The organism is Ruegeria sp. AJ12 (assembly GCF_056536245.1).
Genome location: NZ_JBQFJJ010000001.1, coordinates 1,352,939 through 1,368,610 on the forward strand (window position 1 = coordinate 1,352,939; position 15,672 = coordinate 1,368,610).

At 60.4% G+C, this 15,672-nt stretch carries 16 protein-coding genes; 8 read left to right on the forward strand and 8 right to left on the reverse strand.

The features are described from left to right. Positions 1-5: 5 nt before the first annotated feature. Together ACR3E0_RS06840 and ACR3E0_RS06845 are read right to left on the reverse strand one after the other, a co-directional pair. Entirely contained in the window at positions 6-3,035 is a 3,030-nt protein-coding gene (locus ACR3E0_RS06840; RefSeq protein WP_480477434.1) for a valine--tRNA ligase, read from the reverse strand. Positions 3,036-3,127: 92 nt separating this feature from the next. Continuing rightward, positions 3,128-4,024, reverse strand: a complete 897-nt coding sequence (locus tag ACR3E0_RS06845) for a phytanoyl-CoA dioxygenase family protein (protein ID WP_480477436.1) — start codon at positions 4,022-4,024, stop codon at positions 3,128-3,130. 375 nt (positions 4,025-4,399) lie between these two features. Here ACR3E0_RS06845 and ACR3E0_RS06850 point away from each other — a divergent pair, with 375 nt between their 5' ends. After that, entirely contained in the window at positions 4,400-4,687 is a 288-nt protein-coding gene (locus tag ACR3E0_RS06850) for a hypothetical protein (protein ID WP_480477437.1), read from the forward strand. Further along, positions 4,665-5,741 (forward strand): DUF2235 domain-containing protein, encoded by a 1,077-nt coding sequence (locus tag ACR3E0_RS06855; protein WP_480477439.1) that lies wholly within the window; start codon positions 4,665-4,667, stop codon positions 5,739-5,741. The genes ACR3E0_RS06850 and ACR3E0_RS06855 overlap by 23 nt, the downstream gene beginning before the upstream one ends. Before the next feature lie 2 nt (positions 5,742-5,743). On the opposite strand, the gene ACR3E0_RS06860 is transcribed toward ACR3E0_RS06855, so the two are convergent. Both ACR3E0_RS06860 and ACR3E0_RS06865 read right to left on the reverse strand, forming a co-directional pair. Beyond that, entirely contained in the window at positions 5,744-6,505 is a 762-nt protein-coding gene (locus ACR3E0_RS06860; RefSeq protein ID WP_480477441.1) for a hypothetical protein, read from the reverse strand. A 138-nt stretch (positions 6,506-6,643) separates the two neighbouring features. Next, positions 6,644-7,213: a GcrA family cell cycle regulator gene (locus ACR3E0_RS06865; RefSeq protein ID WP_480477443.1), complete on the reverse strand. Its 570-nt coding sequence runs from the start codon at positions 7,211-7,213 to the stop codon at positions 6,644-6,646. A 126-nt stretch (positions 7,214-7,339) separates the two neighbouring features. On the opposite strand from ACR3E0_RS06865, the gene ACR3E0_RS06870 reads away from it, so the two are divergent. Then, entirely contained in the window at positions 7,340-8,143 is an 804-nt protein-coding gene (locus tag ACR3E0_RS06870; protein ID WP_480477445.1) for an ABC transporter permease, read from the forward strand. Here ACR3E0_RS06870 and ACR3E0_RS06875 read toward each other — a convergent pair. Continuing rightward, the gene (locus ACR3E0_RS06875) at positions 8,125-9,018 is read right to left on the reverse strand and encodes a DMT family transporter (protein ID WP_480477447.1); all 894 of its coding nucleotides are present in this window, start codon (positions 9,016-9,018) and stop codon (positions 8,125-8,127) included. The genes ACR3E0_RS06870 and ACR3E0_RS06875 overlap by 19 nt on opposite strands. A 301-nt stretch (positions 9,019-9,319) precedes the next feature. Between ACR3E0_RS06875 and ACR3E0_RS06880 the strand changes: the two genes are divergently transcribed. Together ACR3E0_RS06880 and argF are read left to right on the forward strand one after the other, a co-directional pair. Continuing rightward, the gene (locus tag ACR3E0_RS06880; RefSeq protein WP_480477449.1) at positions 9,320-10,507 is read left to right on the forward strand and encodes an acetylornithine transaminase; all 1,188 of its coding nucleotides are present in this window, start codon (positions 9,320-9,322) and stop codon (positions 10,505-10,507) included. Positions 10,508-10,582: 75 nt separating this feature from the next. Next, the gene (argF, locus tag ACR3E0_RS06885; protein ID WP_480477450.1) at positions 10,583-11,509 is read left to right on the forward strand and encodes an ornithine carbamoyltransferase; all 927 of its coding nucleotides are present in this window, start codon (positions 10,583-10,585) and stop codon (positions 11,507-11,509) included. Positions 11,510-11,515: 6 nt separating this feature from the next. Here the strand turns inward: argF and ACR3E0_RS06890 are convergent, their stop codons facing one another. Both ACR3E0_RS06890 and ACR3E0_RS06895 read right to left on the reverse strand, forming a co-directional pair. Beyond that, positions 11,516-12,127: a ferric reductase-like transmembrane domain-containing protein gene (locus tag ACR3E0_RS06890; protein WP_480477452.1), complete on the reverse strand. Its 612-nt coding sequence runs from the start codon at positions 12,125-12,127 to the stop codon at positions 11,516-11,518. Between the two features lie 19 nt (positions 12,128-12,146). After that, positions 12,147-12,635 carry a twin-arginine translocation pathway signal gene (locus tag ACR3E0_RS06895; RefSeq protein WP_480477454.1) on the reverse strand — a complete coding sequence of 163 codons (489 nt, stop codon included), beginning with the start codon at positions 12,633-12,635 and terminating at the stop codon, positions 12,147-12,149. Here ACR3E0_RS06895 and ACR3E0_RS06900 point away from each other — a divergent pair. From ACR3E0_RS06900 to ACR3E0_RS06910, 3 genes are all read left to right on the forward strand, one after another. Then, a complete protein-coding gene (locus tag ACR3E0_RS06900; RefSeq protein WP_480477456.1) occupies positions 12,635-12,778 on the forward strand; it encodes a hypothetical protein in 144 nt (47 codons plus the stop codon). The genes ACR3E0_RS06895 and ACR3E0_RS06900 overlap by 1 nt on opposite strands. 145 nt (positions 12,779-12,923) lie before the next feature. After that, a complete protein-coding gene (locus tag ACR3E0_RS06905) occupies positions 12,924-13,886 on the forward strand; it encodes a pirin family protein (protein ID WP_480477458.1) in 963 nt (320 codons plus the stop codon). 74 nt (positions 13,887-13,960) lie between these two features. Next, positions 13,961-14,935: a 2-dehydropantoate 2-reductase gene (locus ACR3E0_RS06910; RefSeq protein ID WP_480477460.1), complete on the forward strand. Its 975-nt coding sequence runs from the start codon at positions 13,961-13,963 to the stop codon at positions 14,933-14,935. Between the two features lie 277 nt (positions 14,936-15,212). Here ACR3E0_RS06910 and ACR3E0_RS06915 read toward each other — a convergent pair whose 3' ends face one another. Continuing rightward, positions 15,213-15,671: an NUDIX hydrolase gene (locus tag ACR3E0_RS06915; protein ID WP_480480963.1), complete on the reverse strand. Its 459-nt coding sequence runs from the start codon at positions 15,669-15,671 to the stop codon at positions 15,213-15,215. Between the last annotated feature and the right edge of the window lies 1 nt (position 15,672).

The window sequence follows — 15,672 nt, forward strand, 5'->3', positions numbered from 1 at the left end:
CGGGATCAGGCGATCTCGGCCAACCGGTCCAGCGCCTCGTTCAGCTTGGCCTCTTCCTCTTCGCGGGCGGCGAGATTGGCCTTGGCTTCGGCGACAACCTCTTCCGGGGCCGAAGCCACGAACTTGGGGTTGTTCAGACGTCCGCGCAGACCGCCGAGTTCCTTGGCCAGTTTGCCCTTGGCTTTCTCCAACCGTTCCTTTTCTGCGCCGATGTCGATGATATCGGCCAGCGGCAGGCCGAAGGACGCGCCGGGGGCGGCGATGGAGATGGTGCCTTTGGGCAGCTCATCGGCCTTGGTCAGGCTGTCGATACGGGCCAGACGTTTGATCAGTGCTTCATTGCGATCCCATGCGGCTTGGCCATTGGCGTCGATCTCGGTCACCAGCATCGGCACGTAAAGTCCAGCAGGCACTCGCATCTGCGCTCGGGCCGAACGGGTGTTTTCAATCACCGAGATCACCCAGTTCATCTCACGATCCGCCCCCGCGTCGATCAGATCAGCGGCGGCGTAGGTCGGCCAGTCAGCGTGGACGACCATTTTCGTGCGGGTACCGGTCAGGCCCCAGAGTTCCTCGGTGATGAAGGGCATGATCGGGTGCAGCAGGACCATGCACTGATCCAGAACCCAGCGCATGGTGGCACGGGTTTCGGCCTGCGCCTCGGCGTCATCACCTTGCAGAAGGGGTTTTGACAGCTCCACGTACCAGTCGCAGACTTTGCCCCAGACAAAGGCATAAAGCCCGTTGGCCGCATCGTTGAAGCGATAGCTTTCCAGTGCCGCGTCGACCTCTTCGCGAACACGGGCGGTTTCGCCGATGATCCAGCGGTTCACGGCGGCCTTGGGTTTCAGGTCGGCCACGTCTAGGTGCGGAACAGCGTCGGTGAAGACCTCGTTCATCTCGGCAAAGCGGACGGCGTTCCACAGTTTGGTGCCGAAGTTACGATAACCGGTGATGCGCTCGCGGCTGAGTTTCAGCACGCCGCCAATCGCCGCCATCGAGGCGTTGGTAAAGCGCAGCGCGTCGGCGCCGAATTCGTCCACGATCTCAAGCGGGTCGATGACGTTGCCGGTGGTCTTGGACATCTTCTTGCCCTTCTCGTCACGGACGAGTTGGTGCAGATAGACGGTGTGGAACGGAACCTCGTTCACCACGGCCAGTTGCATCATCATCATCCGGGCGACCCAGAAGAACAGGATGTCGAAGCCGGTGATCAGAACGTCCGTGGGGAAGTAGCGCTCCAGTTCCTCGGTCTGCTCGGGCCAGCCCAGCGTACCGATGGGCCAGAGGCCGGAGGAGAACCAAGTGTCAAGGACGTCGGGGTCGCGGTAGATTTTGATTAAGGTATCAAAGTTCTCTGGTTTGTTCTGCTCATCAGCATAAACTTTCGTTACGTAGTCTATGCCCTCATTGTAATATGCCTCAGCTTTAGCAAAAGCTTCGGCCTCTGTCGGCGCGCAGAACGCTACTTCATTTCCAAAAACGTCATTCTTGTCCGGCCCATACCAAACCGGAATCTGATGCCCCCACCACAGTTGGCGCGAGATGCACCAGGGCTCGATGTTTTCCAGCCAGTGGTAATAGGTCTTCTCGCCCGACTCGGGGATGATCTTGACCGTGCCGTCCTTGACCGCATCCAGCGCGGGGCCGACGACCTTTTCGGCGTCCACGAACCATTGGTCGGTGAACATCGGCTCGATGACCACTTTTGAGCGGTCGCCGAAGGGCTGCATGATCGGTTTGCTCTCGACCAGCGGCACCAGCTTGTCCGCGCCCTCATGGTCCGGCTTCAGAGCGGTCGAGCCCAGACGCGGATCATCCGCGCGGGTCATCACGGCCAGACCATCAGCGGTGATCTCTTCCACCACCTTGGCGCGCGCCTCGAACCGATCCAGCCCGCGCAGGTGATCGGGGACAAGGTTGACCGCGTCGATCTCGTTCTCGGTGAAGTCTTTGCCGCGTGCAAACTTTTGCGCCAAGTCCGCCGCCTCAGCATAAGGCGCCCCATCGGCTCGCATCGCGCCCTTGGTGTCCATTAGGCGGTACATCGGAATACCGCCACGCTTGGCAACCATGTTGTCGTTGAAGTCATGCGCGCCGGTGATCTTCACCGCGCCCGAGCCGAAGTCGGGATCGGGATAGTCATCGGTGATGATCGGAATCTGACGGCGATGTTCCTTTGGGCCAACCGGGATTTCACAGAGTTTCCCGACAATTGGCGCATACCGTTCATCCGAAGGATGAACCGCAACCGCACCGTCGCCCAGCATGGTCTCGGGGCGCGTGGTGGCGATCGAGATGTAATCGCGCTCTTCCTCCAGCGCGATATTCCCGTCCTCGTCCTTCTCGACGTAAGTATAGGTCTCGCCCCCGGCCAGCGGATATTTGAAGTGCCACATGTGGCCCGCGACTTCGATATTCTCGACTTCGAGGTCCGAGATTGCGGTTTCGAAATGCGGGTCCCAGTTGACCAGTCGCTTGCCGCGATAGATCAGGCCCTTTTCGTACATGTCGACGAAAACCTTGATCACAGCATCATGGAAATTCGGCGAGTTCTCGTGCCCCGTGCGCGGGTCACCCGGCGCGCCAGCCATGGTGAAGGCGTTGCGCGACCAGTCGCAGCTGGCGCCAAGACGTTTGAGCTGTTCAATGATCGTGCCGCCGTATTCGCCCTTCCATTCCCAGACCTTCTCAAGGAATTTCTCGCGCCCCAACTCGCGTCGCCCTTCGTTGCCCTGCGCCGCCAGCATCTTTTCCACCTGCATCTGCGTGGCGATACCGGCGTGGTCCTGACCGGGCTGCCAGAGCGTGTCGAACCCACGCATCCGGTGCCAGCGGATCAGGATGTCCTGCAGCGTATTGTTGAACGCATGACCCACGTGTAGCGCACCTGTCACATTGGGGGGCGGGATCATGACGGTGAAGCTCTCGTCGCGTGAGCGGTTCGCGCCAGCCTTGAAGGCTCCGGCCTGCTCCCAGGCCTCATAGATGCGGGCCTCGGCCTCAGCCGCGTTGAATGTCTTTTCCATCGCCATGGGGTGCGTCCTGCGTCATCGATCTCGGGTCAGCGCCTGCAATAGCGAATGGACGCGGGAAGGGGAAGGCCCCGAACGCCCCTGACGGTCTTCTACCCCTGATCCGAAGACGATCCATAGAGTGCAAGGCCCTCGCTTGCGCCCTGCGCCATCGCCTTGGCCTGATCGGCCCGAATGCGGGCATGCAGATCCAGCGCTTGGGCCGAGAACAACTCGGTCGGCGCCGGGATATGCACAAAGTTCCCGACCCGGTCTTCGCCGCGTGCCAGAATAGCGTAATCGCGGTCTGCCACCTTTTGCTGGGCATTGGGGTTGAGATAGCGAATGGCCAGTCCGATGCGCCGGTCATCAGACACGTTGGGGCCCGAACCGTGAATGGTCAGTCCATGATGCAGGGACATCTGACCCGGCAGCAATTCGATATGAGTTTTATCCGCGTCCGCGACGTCCACGGACACCTCCTGCCCCCGCGACAGCAGGTTGTTGTCCGAGAACGTATCGGTATGCGGCAGGATCGGGTTCTTGTGGCTGCCCTTGACGAAATCCATGCACCCGCTTTCCACAGTGGCGGGCGACAGCGCGATCCAGGCCGTCAACTGATCCGGCGTTTCGCCCATGCCCCAGTAGGTCAGATCCTGATGCATCCCCACAACCTGTGTCGTGCGCGGTTCCTTGATGAACAGTTCTACCGACCAGAGCAGCAGGTCGGGTCCTAGAATGCCCTCTACCACGTCCAAGACACGCGAATCCAAAGCGATCCGCGCTGCCAATGGCATCACCACATGGGCGTTGACCCGTTTGTAACTGTTCAGCGGCAAGGGCAGATCGGCCTCGCGCCATGTGTCTTCCAGGGCTTCGAGTTCTGCGCGAAAGCCTGCGACTTCGTCGGTCGGAAACACGGTGATGGGAAAGGCAAACCCATCAGTCCAATAGGCGTCGACGGTCTGACTGTCCAAACGTCCGTTCGTCAGTGCGATGGGAGCAGGCATGTGACCTCCGGGAAACCTCACCTCACCCTCACACTAGGGAGCATGTTTCGGAAAATGCCACGCCGTTTGCGACATACAGGTCGCGACAGGTCATTATGCCGGGTGCAGGGACCAAAAGTGCCGGGACTGGCGTGTCCTTAAAACGTTCAGGCACGCAACTCGCTCAAGATGCCGGTCAAACACATCCGTGTGTTCCGAATTGGTTCTCGGATACGATTTCGTAAGGCTTTTGCGGGACCCTTTCTAAGATGCAGTGTTCGGCTAATGTGGGATCGCAACGGTAAACTTTTGTGGCCCGACATGTTCTTACGGATTGGGCAATGGGGCCGCGGCGGTCTGATTCAAGCTGTTGATCCGGCGTTTGACAGGCATGTGATGCCTGATGCCGACGGGCAACGGCTCACGGGTTCGTTCATGGATTACGCCTTGCCGCGCGCAGCCGAGATACCCATCATTAAGGGTACCTCGGCGCCGGTTTCGTCGACGGCCAATCCGATGAGGATCAAAGGCTGGGGCGACGCAGGCACCGTGAGGGCGCTGACCGCTGTTGAAAATGCGGCGCGGGATGCGCTCTGGGATCACCGGGTGCGGCTGGCGGATATGCCTTTCACACCTTTCAAAGCTTGGGATTTGGTGGCACATGAATCTGTCGCGGCTGAGTAGAAAAGTACTGGGATGGCTTGGGCGACCTCTGCGGTCCGAGCATTCGGCCGAAACCCGACACCGCGAACCGATCAGCCATGTGATCATCCTTGACGGGACCATGTCCACGCTGGAACCGGGCTTTGAAACCCATGCAGGCCAGACCCTGCGTCTGTGCTGTGAGATGGGCAGCAAAGTCTCAGTGTTTTATGAATCCGGCGTGCAGTGGGACAGCTGGAAATCTTCACTTGATGTCATGATGGGGCGCGGCATCAACCGCCAGATCCGCCGCGCCTATGGTTATCTCGCGTCACGCTACAAACCCGGCGACCGGATCTTTTTCATCGGCTATTCGCGGGGGGGCTATGGCGTACGCAGCCTGGCCGGCGTGATCGATATGATCGGCCTGCTCAAGGCCGAACACGCGACCGAGCGCAATATCAAGCAGGCATACCGGCACTATGAGTGCAACCCCGGCGGCACTGCGGCCCGGGATTTCCGCCGCAAATTCTGCCATGACTCGATCGCGATCGAAATGGTCGGTGTGTGGGATACGGTCAAGGCGCTGGGCCTGCGTCTGCCGCTGCTTTGGCGCTGGGCCGAGGAACGCCACGCCTTTCACAACCACCGGCTGGGACCATCGATACGCCACGGGTATCACGCGATGGCGCTGGACGAAACGCGCGAAGTCTACGAGCCCGTTCTGTGGCAGTGTTCGCCCGAGTTCAAGGGCCATGTCGAACAGGTCTGGTTCCGCGGCACCCATGGTGACGTCGGCGGTCAGTTGAACGGTTTTGAGAAGGCCCGTCCGCTCAGCAACATTTCCCTGATCTGGATGCTGGACAAGGCCGAACTGCACGGCCTGCCATTGCCCGAAGGATGGCGCGACCGCTTCCCAACCGACGCCCATGCCCCGTCTGTGGGTACATGGCGTGGCTGGGGCAAGATCTTTTTGTTGCGCAAACACCGGAAAATCGGCCGGGATCAGTCAGAGCGGTTGCATGTTTCGGTGTCGCCCGACGAGTTGCCGGGATGGGTGCCGATGCCGGACTTACCGTCGCACCCTGCGCAATAAGCTCAGCTTGGAACGCAGACGTCTCTGACAGGTGCAACTAATGCATCCGGATTGGCGACATAGTCGAACCGCCATCGTCTCGGGGACCAGTTGTAAACTCGGTGTCCTTCTGGATGCTCGACAATCATCAATCCATGAAAGAACCATTCGGACGTGGATTTGTATCCTGTTTCCTCTGTGTAAAACGAAAACCCACGCAGCTCATGCAGTGCTTCAACCGGAGAATTCGATGAGTGATGGGCGATGCAATAGGGCGAATCTTCGGCGATTATGCGCGCCTGCGTCAGGACCATCGGAACGGTCAGCAGCGACCAGAACGCCGCAATCGTTGACACCGCTATCCTGACTTTTGCCAAACGCGAAGGCCGTGCCCATGCGTCACACCCAGACCACACGAGAACGCTCGAAACGACGGCAATCGTTAGGGTAACACCATGCAGTATTTGTGTGTCCGAAAACAGTGAAAGGACCCCAGATGCAAATGTCAGAACGAAGCCAGCAACCGCAAGAAAAGCCGCAATCCAATTCGCAATACGTGACGGTATGCGGCGTAAGCCAAACACTGTTAACAGGGAAATTAATGCGGGCAGCGCCGGAGCAATCCAGGCTGAAAGATACAGTCCAATAACTAAGGACGATTGGGGGTTTCCGGTGCGACCAAATGTGAACACCGATTGGTTCAGGGGCTGCATGTAAGCCGCGAAGATCAGAGCCGCGTAGAGGCTAAAAAGCACCCTCGGCCTAAAAATATCATTGTTTTTCAAATGCTTGCTGAGTCTCGACCTTGGTTTCAAAATCGACTGCTCACCTCAGAATGGAAGGCCTGCAGCCAACTCGAACCTTTTGCAGCGCAGCTTTGCCCATGCGTCGGCAACAATACTGTGTGTGCGTGCCGGTTAAACTTACCGCCGCCGGTCGCGGCGCGAGCTCATCGGTTGAAAGGCCACGCCCACATGTGCCTCGCAATAGGGCTTGCCTGCCTCAACCGGCAGGCCGCAGAACCAGAAATCCTCGGTCGCGGGGTCGCCAACGGGCCATTTGCAGGTTTTCTCGGTCAGTTCCATCAGCGTCAGCTTCTTGGCTTTTTTCTCGATCTCGTTCACCTTGGCCAGGGCCTCGGGGCTGATTTCATTGGCCGAAGGCTGCGGCGGCAGAGGTTGTCCAGCCGGGATGATCTGGCGGCGGGCCGGCGTTGCCGGTTTCGCCTCGGCTGACGGGGCAGGGGTTGGGCGCGCAGGCTCTGTTTTGGGTGCGGGTTTGGGCTTGGCCTCGGCTTTGGGTGCGGGCTTTTCCTTTGGCTCGGATTTGGCCGGGCTTGCGCCGGTGGCCCGGTTCGACAGGCCCAGACGGTGGACCTTGCCGATCACTGCGTTGCGGGTCACGCCGCCCAGTTCCTTGGCAATCTGGCTGGCCGACTGGCCTTCGCCCCACATTTTCTTCAGCAGTTCTACACGCTCATCTGTCCAGGACATGCGCTTCCTTTCAAAAGCGGGAAAGCGGCCCCGGATTCGGGCCGCCTTCGGAATTCTCTCAGCCCCCTATTCTAAACACTGCAGCCCGAGTTACAAGCTGTCTTCGAATCAGGTAAGGGGCAAAACATGCAGATTCCCGCAGAGCAGGGCGCGCGCCGTTTCGGAGCAGTCAATTGGATGGGCCTTTACACCTTGGCGCAGCGTGAAACCCTGCGCTTTCTCGCGGTCTGGACCCAGACGTTGCTGGCGCCGCTGGTAACCGCCGGGCTGTTCCTGCTGATCTTCAACATCGCCATCGGCCCGGGCCGATCGGACGTGATGGGGGTGCCGTTTCTGACCTTTCTGGCCCCCGGTATCATGATGATGACCGTGATCCAGAACGCTTTTGCCAACACCTCGTCCTCGATGGTGATCGCCAAGGTGCAGGGCAACATCGTGGACACGCTGATGCCGCCGCTGTCGCCGGTCGAGATTTTGCTGGGATATCTGGCGGGCGGTGTCGCGCGCGGCGTGCTGATCGCGCTGGTTGTCGCAATCGCATTGGGGCTCGTTCTGGGTTTGGTGCCGCAAAACCCGCTGATTGCCCTGATCTTCGTCATACTTGGCGGCGCGTTCATGGGGGCGCTGGGCTTGCTTGCCGGAATCTTTGCCAACAAGTTTGACCAGATGGCCGCGATCACCAATTTCATCGTGACGCCCCTGGCGTTTCTGTCCGGCACCTTTTACTCGGTCGAGGCATTGCCGCCATTGCTGAACCGCCTCAGTCACGTAAACCCGGTGTTTTACCTGATCGACGGGCTGCGCTATGGCATGATCGGCGTGTCCGACAGTTCCCCGTATCTTGGGGTTTTGGTGTGCAGCGGTGCGACGGTGCTGATTGGCGGGCTGATCTGGCAGATGCTGCGCACCGGTTACCGTCTCAAACCCTGACGTTGCCGGGCTTCGCGCCAGATCAGGATCAACGCCCCTGTCAGGATGATCGACGATCCTGTCACGCTGATCACATCCGGCATCACACCGAAGATGGCAAAGTCATAAAACGCGGCAAAGATAAGCGTGGCATAACTAACGGGTGCCACGAATGAGGCATCTGCCCGGGCCATCCCGTTCACGAAACAGGCCTGGGCGCAGGCCATCAGGATGCCAATACCTGCCAGCGCCGCCCATTGCGCCATGGTGGGCACCTGCCAGACAAAAATCACCGCGACCGAGGCGATACCCAGCCCCATCGCGTTGTTGACAAGCAGGATCTGGATCGGACTCTCGCGCCCCGAGAGCTTTTTGATGAAGATCAGTTCCACCCCGATTACCACTGCGGCAGACAGCGCCAGCAAGGCTGCAGGCTGAAAACTCGCAGGGGTCGGTCGCAGCAGGATCAGCGCCCCGGTCAGCGCCACCGCTGCCGCGAACCAGCGCCACGGCCCAACGCCCTCTTTCAGCAAGGGAATGGCCAGAACCATGGCAAATACGGGGTTCAGAAACGAGATCGCGGTCGCATCGGCCATTGGAATATAGGCGACGGACGCAAACATCAGCGTAATCCCGAGCCAGCCAAAACTCGTACGCCCGATATGCAGCCTCCAATGTGGTCGCTGCAGTCGGGGACGTAATACTGCGACCGCGCTGATGATTGTCAAAAAGGCAAACAGGAAGCGTCCATGGCTGATCTGCATCGGGTGCAAGGGCGGGCCCAGCGTGTTGGTTCCAAGCGCCTTGGCCAGCAATGTGGTTGCCGCGATGAACGCGCTTGCGACGAAGATCAGCAGCGCCGCAAGGGGCGGATTATGCGTTTTCGGAACGAACATGCGATAGCGGTGGAGCCTGGGGCGCAAAATGGCAAGCCGGAAATGCGCCCGTGCGGGTCTCAAATCGAAATTTCACCGGGCGGCGAAATTCGGGGTTTTCAGATCGCGCCAGCCCCGCTATACGGCCCGCATGATCAAAGTTGCACATATCCTGCGCCTCCGACGCCGACGTCTCACCGCGTAACCGGCCCGCTTGATCCATATGCGCTGTTCAAATCGGCGCAAACTCCACCAAATCAGTTGACGAACCCGGCCTCTGTGTATCAGTCACGAGGTCAAACCTGTTGAAAAGGATGATCCGATGATCCCGTCCGTTCTGCCGACCTATAATCGTGCGCCCCTGACTTTCGTGAAGGGCGAAGGCGCCTGGCTGACCGAGGCGGATGGCCGACGTTTTCTGGACCTCGGCGCCGGGATTGCGGTGAATGCGCTGGGTCATGCCCACCCCGCTCTGGTCAACGCGCTGACCGAACAGGCGCATGCACTGTGGCATGTCTCGAACCTTTACAACATCCCGCAACAGCAGGCGTTGGCCGACAAGCTGGTGGAACATACCTTTGCCGACACGGTGTTCTTCACCAACTCGGGCACCGAGTCTTGCGAGTTGGCCGTGAAAATGGCCCGCAAGTATTTCTATGACAAAGGCCAGCCCGACAAGGTCGAGATCATCACCTTCGACGGCTCGTTCCATGGCCGCTCTTCCGCCGGAATCGCCGCTGCCGGGTCCGAGAAAATGACCAAGGGTTTCGGCCCGCTGCTGCCCGGCTTTGTGCATCTGACCTTTGGCGATCTCGACGGTGTTACCAACGCCATCACCGAGGAAACTGCCGCGATCCTGATCGAACCCATTCAGGGCGAGGGTGGCATTCGCCCGGTAGCCGATGCCGAGCTCAAAGCTCTGCGCCAGATCTGCGATGACAACGACCTGCTCTTAATCCTTGACGAAGTTCAGTGTGGCGTTGGCCGGACAGGCAAACTCTTTGCCCATGAATGGGCGGGCATCACCCCTGACATCATGATGGTCGCCAAGGGCATAGGCGGCGGCTTCCCTCTGGGTGCGGTACTGGCGACAGAAGATGCCGCCAGCGGCATGACTGCAGGCACCCATGGATCGACCTATGGCGGCAACCCGCTCGGCTGTGCCATGGGCTGCGCGGTGATCGATCAGGTCGCGACACCCGCCTTCCTCGAAGGCGTCAACCGCAAGGCCGGCTTGCTGCGCCAGAAACTCGAAGGTCTGGTGGCCGACCACCCGGACGTATTCGAAGAGGTGCGCGGCGCGGGGCTGATGCTGGGCCTCAAATGCAAGGTGACCAACATGGATGTGGTGAACGCCGGTTATGACAATGAGGTCATTACCGTCCCGGCTGCCGACAATGTCATCCGACTGTTGCCACCTCTGACGCTGACCGAGGACGACATCGCTCAGGCCATGATCCGCCTCGAGAAAACCGCCTCGCAGGTCGCGGCCTCTCTCGAAACGGCTTGACCTTCATCTTTCTCCAAATATTCGAGGGGTGTGGGGGCTGGCCCCCACGCGCCGTTCAGAAAAAAGCGAAATAAAATGAACCACTTCCTGGATATCCATAAAACCGACGCGACTGATCTGCGGGCGATGATCGATCAGGCCGGTGCAATGAAGCAGGCGCGGCTGGGACGGGCCAAAGCGGCACCCGATGACGATCAGCCGCTGGCCGGTCGCATGGTGGCCCTGATCTTCGAGAAACCATCGACGCGGACGCGTGTGTCGTTTGACGTGGGCGTGCGTCAGATGGGCGGGCAGACCATGGTGCTGTCCGGCAAGGACATGCAACTTGGCCACGGGGAAACCATTGCCGATACCGCCCGCGTCCTGTCGCGCTATGTCGACATGATCATGATCCGGACGTTTGACGAAACCATCCTGACCGAGATGTCGGAATACTCGGATGTTCCTGTTATCAACGGCTTGACCGACCGGACCCATCCCTGTCAGATCATGGCCGACGTGCTGACCTTCGAGGAACATCGCGGGCCGATAAAAGGCAAAAAGGTGGTCTGGACCGGCGATGGCAACAATGTCTGCGCCTCGTTCCTGCACGCGGCGGGCCAGTTCGGCTTTGACCTGACCTTCACAGGCCCATCCCAGTTTGACCCCGAAGAAGAATTCATGGGCCTTGCCCGCCGGCAAGGTTCAAGGATCGTTGTCGAGCGTGACCCTTACAAAGCTGTCGAAGGTGCCGATCTGGTTGTCGCTGACACTTGGGTGTCGATGCACGATTCCCAGTCCGCCAAAGAACGTCGCCACAACCTGTTGCGGCCCTATCAGGTCAACGCCGAGCTGATGTCCCACGCCAAACCCGACGCGCTGTTCATGCATTGCCTGCCGGCGCATCGTGAAGAAGAGGCCACATCCGAGGTCATGGACGGGCCAAACTCAGTCATTTTTGACGAGGCCGAGAACCGACTGCACGCACAAAAGGCGATCATGCGCTGGTGCCTCGGGGTCTGATCCCCGTTACGTATCCCGGCGGGACCCAACGGCCCAGACGCGCAGATGGGCGAGCGTTTTTGCGCTCGCCAGCAGCACCAGCGCGCACAGGGCCGTCTTGGTCATGATCTCCATCGTTCCTTCGACCAGCATGGCGTGCACGACGCTGCCGATCACGGTTGTCGCGGCCAGGCTCGTGTGACCCAGGCGCCAAATCCGAAACCGCAACCGCAGCGGTTTGCGCAAGATAGCAAGCGCCGCGGCAGCGAACACGGCCCACATCGCCACCACGCCCCAGTCCGAAAATGGGGTCGGTGACACGAATAGCAGCGCATCCACCACGTCCGGCGGGCTACTGATCCATAGCGCAACAACATGGGTTGTGACCGCCAGAACAAGCGCGCCGCCCACGCAACGATGCAGGTAACGACTTCGAAAGGGGGACAATCCCGGCAGGTATCCACCGGCCAGCAAAGGCTGAAACAGCAAAAGGCCCATGGCGATGATCCCGGCAAACCCCGCAAGGATGTAGACCGGCGACCGCCACGCCAGCAACGGACTGATCGCCGCCGCAGCGACCGGCAGCAGAACCGCAAGCGCCAGCGCCGCCCATATCAGGATCGTCCGCGCGCGGTTCATCGGCGTGGTCCGGATACGGTCAGACAGGTTGCAACACGAAATGGGCGCTCAGGGTCGTGTCCTTGGCGCTGCTCATGACTGGCCGCAGAAACACTGTCTCGAATTCTCCGCTGTCATACGCCAGATGCCCGTGCGGTTGGCCGAAGGCCGGGACAATCTGCGGCATCTCCAGCCGAAATTCTCCTTTTGCATCGGTCAGAGTGGCACCATGGCTCTGCGGATCCCGCTCATAGCCTTCGGTTGTGTGCGCCCAGATTTGGATGCGCTGACCGGCCAGTGGCGCGCCATCCCCGGCGCGGCGAACCGTGCCGGTCATCCAGAAGCCGCCCCCGCCGATCTGGTCGACGATTGGTGCTCCCGGGCGGTAATTGTTGGATCCGCCCCGCATCGACGGTGTCGGGGCAAGACCTGCCGCCCTTGCGGGTGCGATCAGCCCGGACGCCCCGGTCGCGACCGAGCCAACCCCCGTGGCGATGAAGGTACGACGTGTCATGTGTAGGCGGGTCATTGCAAACTCTCCTGTCGATCTGGCCCAATCTGAAACCGGCCTTTACGAACCGGCAGCACCCGATACCTGAGAATAGCACGATTGGCCGTGAATCCGAGGGTCGGCAGGTGGAGTATGCGGTGATCGGCTTCACGGCTGTGTGAGGACTTGATCAAGACACGCGCTACCCCGGCAGTCTCGTGCACGAACCCTGTGCAGGAACGCGCTTTTCGAAGGGCCAATCGGCCATATATCCTTCGGCAAAGTACATGAACGTTATGGCACAGCCAAATCCCAGGGAGATCAGGAATGAGTTGGAACCCCACCCATAGCCCCGAATGCCTGTCCGAAAACGCGGCCTTGGAGACCTTGATCATCCCGCGCGCCCGCGACCTGGGCGGGTTCGAGGTGCGCCGCGCCCTGCCTTCGGTCAAACGCCAGTTGGTGGGACCGTTCATATTCTTCGATCAGATGGGACCCGCCGAGTTCATCACCGAAGGCGGCATCGACGTTCGCCCGCACCCGCATATCGGGCTGGGCACGGTCACTTACCTGTATCAGGGCGAGTTTGAGCATCGTGACAGCCTCGGCACCCATCAGATGATCTACCCCGGTGAAGTGAACTGGATGGTCGCAGGGCGCGGCGTCACCCATTCCGAGCGCACCAGCGACGAGACGCGCGGCAAGAAGCACAGCCTGTTTGGCATCCAGACCTGGATCGCGCTGCCCGAAGCGCAGGAGGATATGGCCCCGGACTTCGAACATCACAAGCAGGGCGCACTGCCGCATATTCAGGACACGGGCGTCAGCGCACGGCTGATTCTGGGCTCGGCCTACGGCGATAGCAGCCCAGTCACGATGCTCTCCGAAACCTTCTACCTCGACGTGCAGTTAGAGCCCGGCGCGTCCTTCCCTCTGCCGGACGATCACGAGGATCGCGGCGTCTACGTGACCGAAGGCTCGGTTGAGATCGCGGGCGATGTGTTCGACTCCGGACGTATGATGGTGTTCCGTCCGGGTGATAAACTGTCCGTCAAGGCGGGCCCCTTGGGTGCGCGCCTCATGCTGCTGGGCGGCGCGACTCTGAACGAAGATCGCTATATCTGGTGGAACTTCGTGTCCTCTTCAAAAGAGAAGATCGAGACCGCCACCCGCGAATGGAAAACCGCCGACTGGGCCAACGGGGCCTTCCATCTGCCGCTCGGGGACGATCAGGAATTCATCCCGATTTCGGCCGAACTTGAGCGGACCAAGCCGCGTCTGGCCCGCTGAACGCCACGTCAGCGGGCACCCGACTTGCCCGCCGGTCCATTCCCGGCAATCCTGTTAGATGACGGAGGATTGCAATGAAACTCGTTATCGCAGGGGCAGGCAGCATCGGATGTTACTGCGGCGCCTTGCTGGCCGATGCCGGGCACGACGTATCCCTGCTGGGGCGTGCGCGCATTCTGGACCCGATCCGCGAACGGGGCCTGACGGTCACGGATTTCTCCGGGTTGCGCCGCACTGTCCCCGCTGACAGGCTGTCCCTTTCTGAAGCCCCGTCCTGCCTCGCCGACGCAGACCTGATCATCGTGACCGTCAAGTCGGGTGCGACGGCGGAAATGGCGGGTCTGATCCTTGCACATGCCCCCGCGACAGCGCCGATCCTGTCTTGGCAAAACGGGATGGAGAATGCGCGGACCCTGCGCGCAGCGCTGCCGGGTCGCGACGTGCGCGCGGGCATGGTGCCGTTCAACGTCGTTCCAACCGACCCGGCCACTTATCACCGCGCCACGTCGGGCGACATTGTCATCCAGACCGGTCCCGGCGATCTGGCGGCCCGTCTCAGCAGCGGCGACCTGCCCATCACGGACAGTGACCGGATTGAGGCGGTGCAATGGGGCAAGCTGGTCATCAATCTGAACAACGCGTTGAATGCCTTGTCCGGCTTGACCCTGCGCGAACAGCTACTGGACCGCAAGTGGCGGGGCCTGATGGCCGATCAGATGGCCGAGGCGCTGGCCGTTCTGAAGGCCGCAGGTAAACCCGTCGCTTCGACCACACCGCTGCCGGCGTGGATGACGCCGCATATCCTGCGGCTGCCGACGCTACTGTTTTCGCGCATCGCTGCACGCATGCTCACCATCGACCCGACCGCGCGCACGTCGATGTCTTATGACCTCATGGCTGGTCGTTCGACCGAAATCGACAGCCTACAGGGAGAGATCATGCGGCTCGGCGAGGCCCACAATGTCGATACACCCTTTTGCACCAAGGTCGCGTCTCTGATCGTGAAAGCTCCAACCGGGCCGCTTTCTCCAGATCAGATCAGGCCATAAGCCCCATCATTCGGGATCACCCAAATGCGGTCAGTGTCCAGAAGATCATCAGTATCTTCTGATCCGCGAGCACAACAAGGGCCAACGCCAGTTGCGGCTCTGGAATGGGTTGAACTTTGCGGAAATCTCCGTCTCGACGCGCAAATGTCCAAGCGAGCTTAGGCGCGACCCGGCCTCGGGTTTGGTATCGGATCAACTGTACATCTGTTCAGCATGCTGGCTGCTACAGGCCTCCCGCAGCGGAGCATGTGTATTCTGGAAAGCCGCGGCAGGTGCCTCACATTTGCAGCAGCAAGGCCTGCAATTCGGGTTCCTGAACCCGTTTGGCCGCAACCTGGGGGGACACCCAGCGCCGCTTGCGCTGACCCACCTCGGGGTAATCCTCTGCCAGTTCGTTCACTTCAATATGGTAGACGCTGGTCAGAACCGGCTCGGCAGAGCCGTCTTTGAGGATTTTGTCATACGTGAAATGACCTACGGGATCCTTGTCCACCGCTTTCGCGCGAACGCCGGCCTCTTCCCACGCTTCCTGTGCGGCGGTTTCGGCCCCGTCCAGCCCATCAATCGGCCACCCCTTCGGGATAATCCAGCGCCCGGTATCCCGGCTGGTGATCAGCAGGACGTCTTCGCCATCGCCGCTCTGGCGTGTGCACAACGCTGCAACCTGCACCCGTTTGGGGCGCCGGAAGACCGATCTTACGGCCTCATCCAAGGTATGCTGCAGCCATGTCATCATC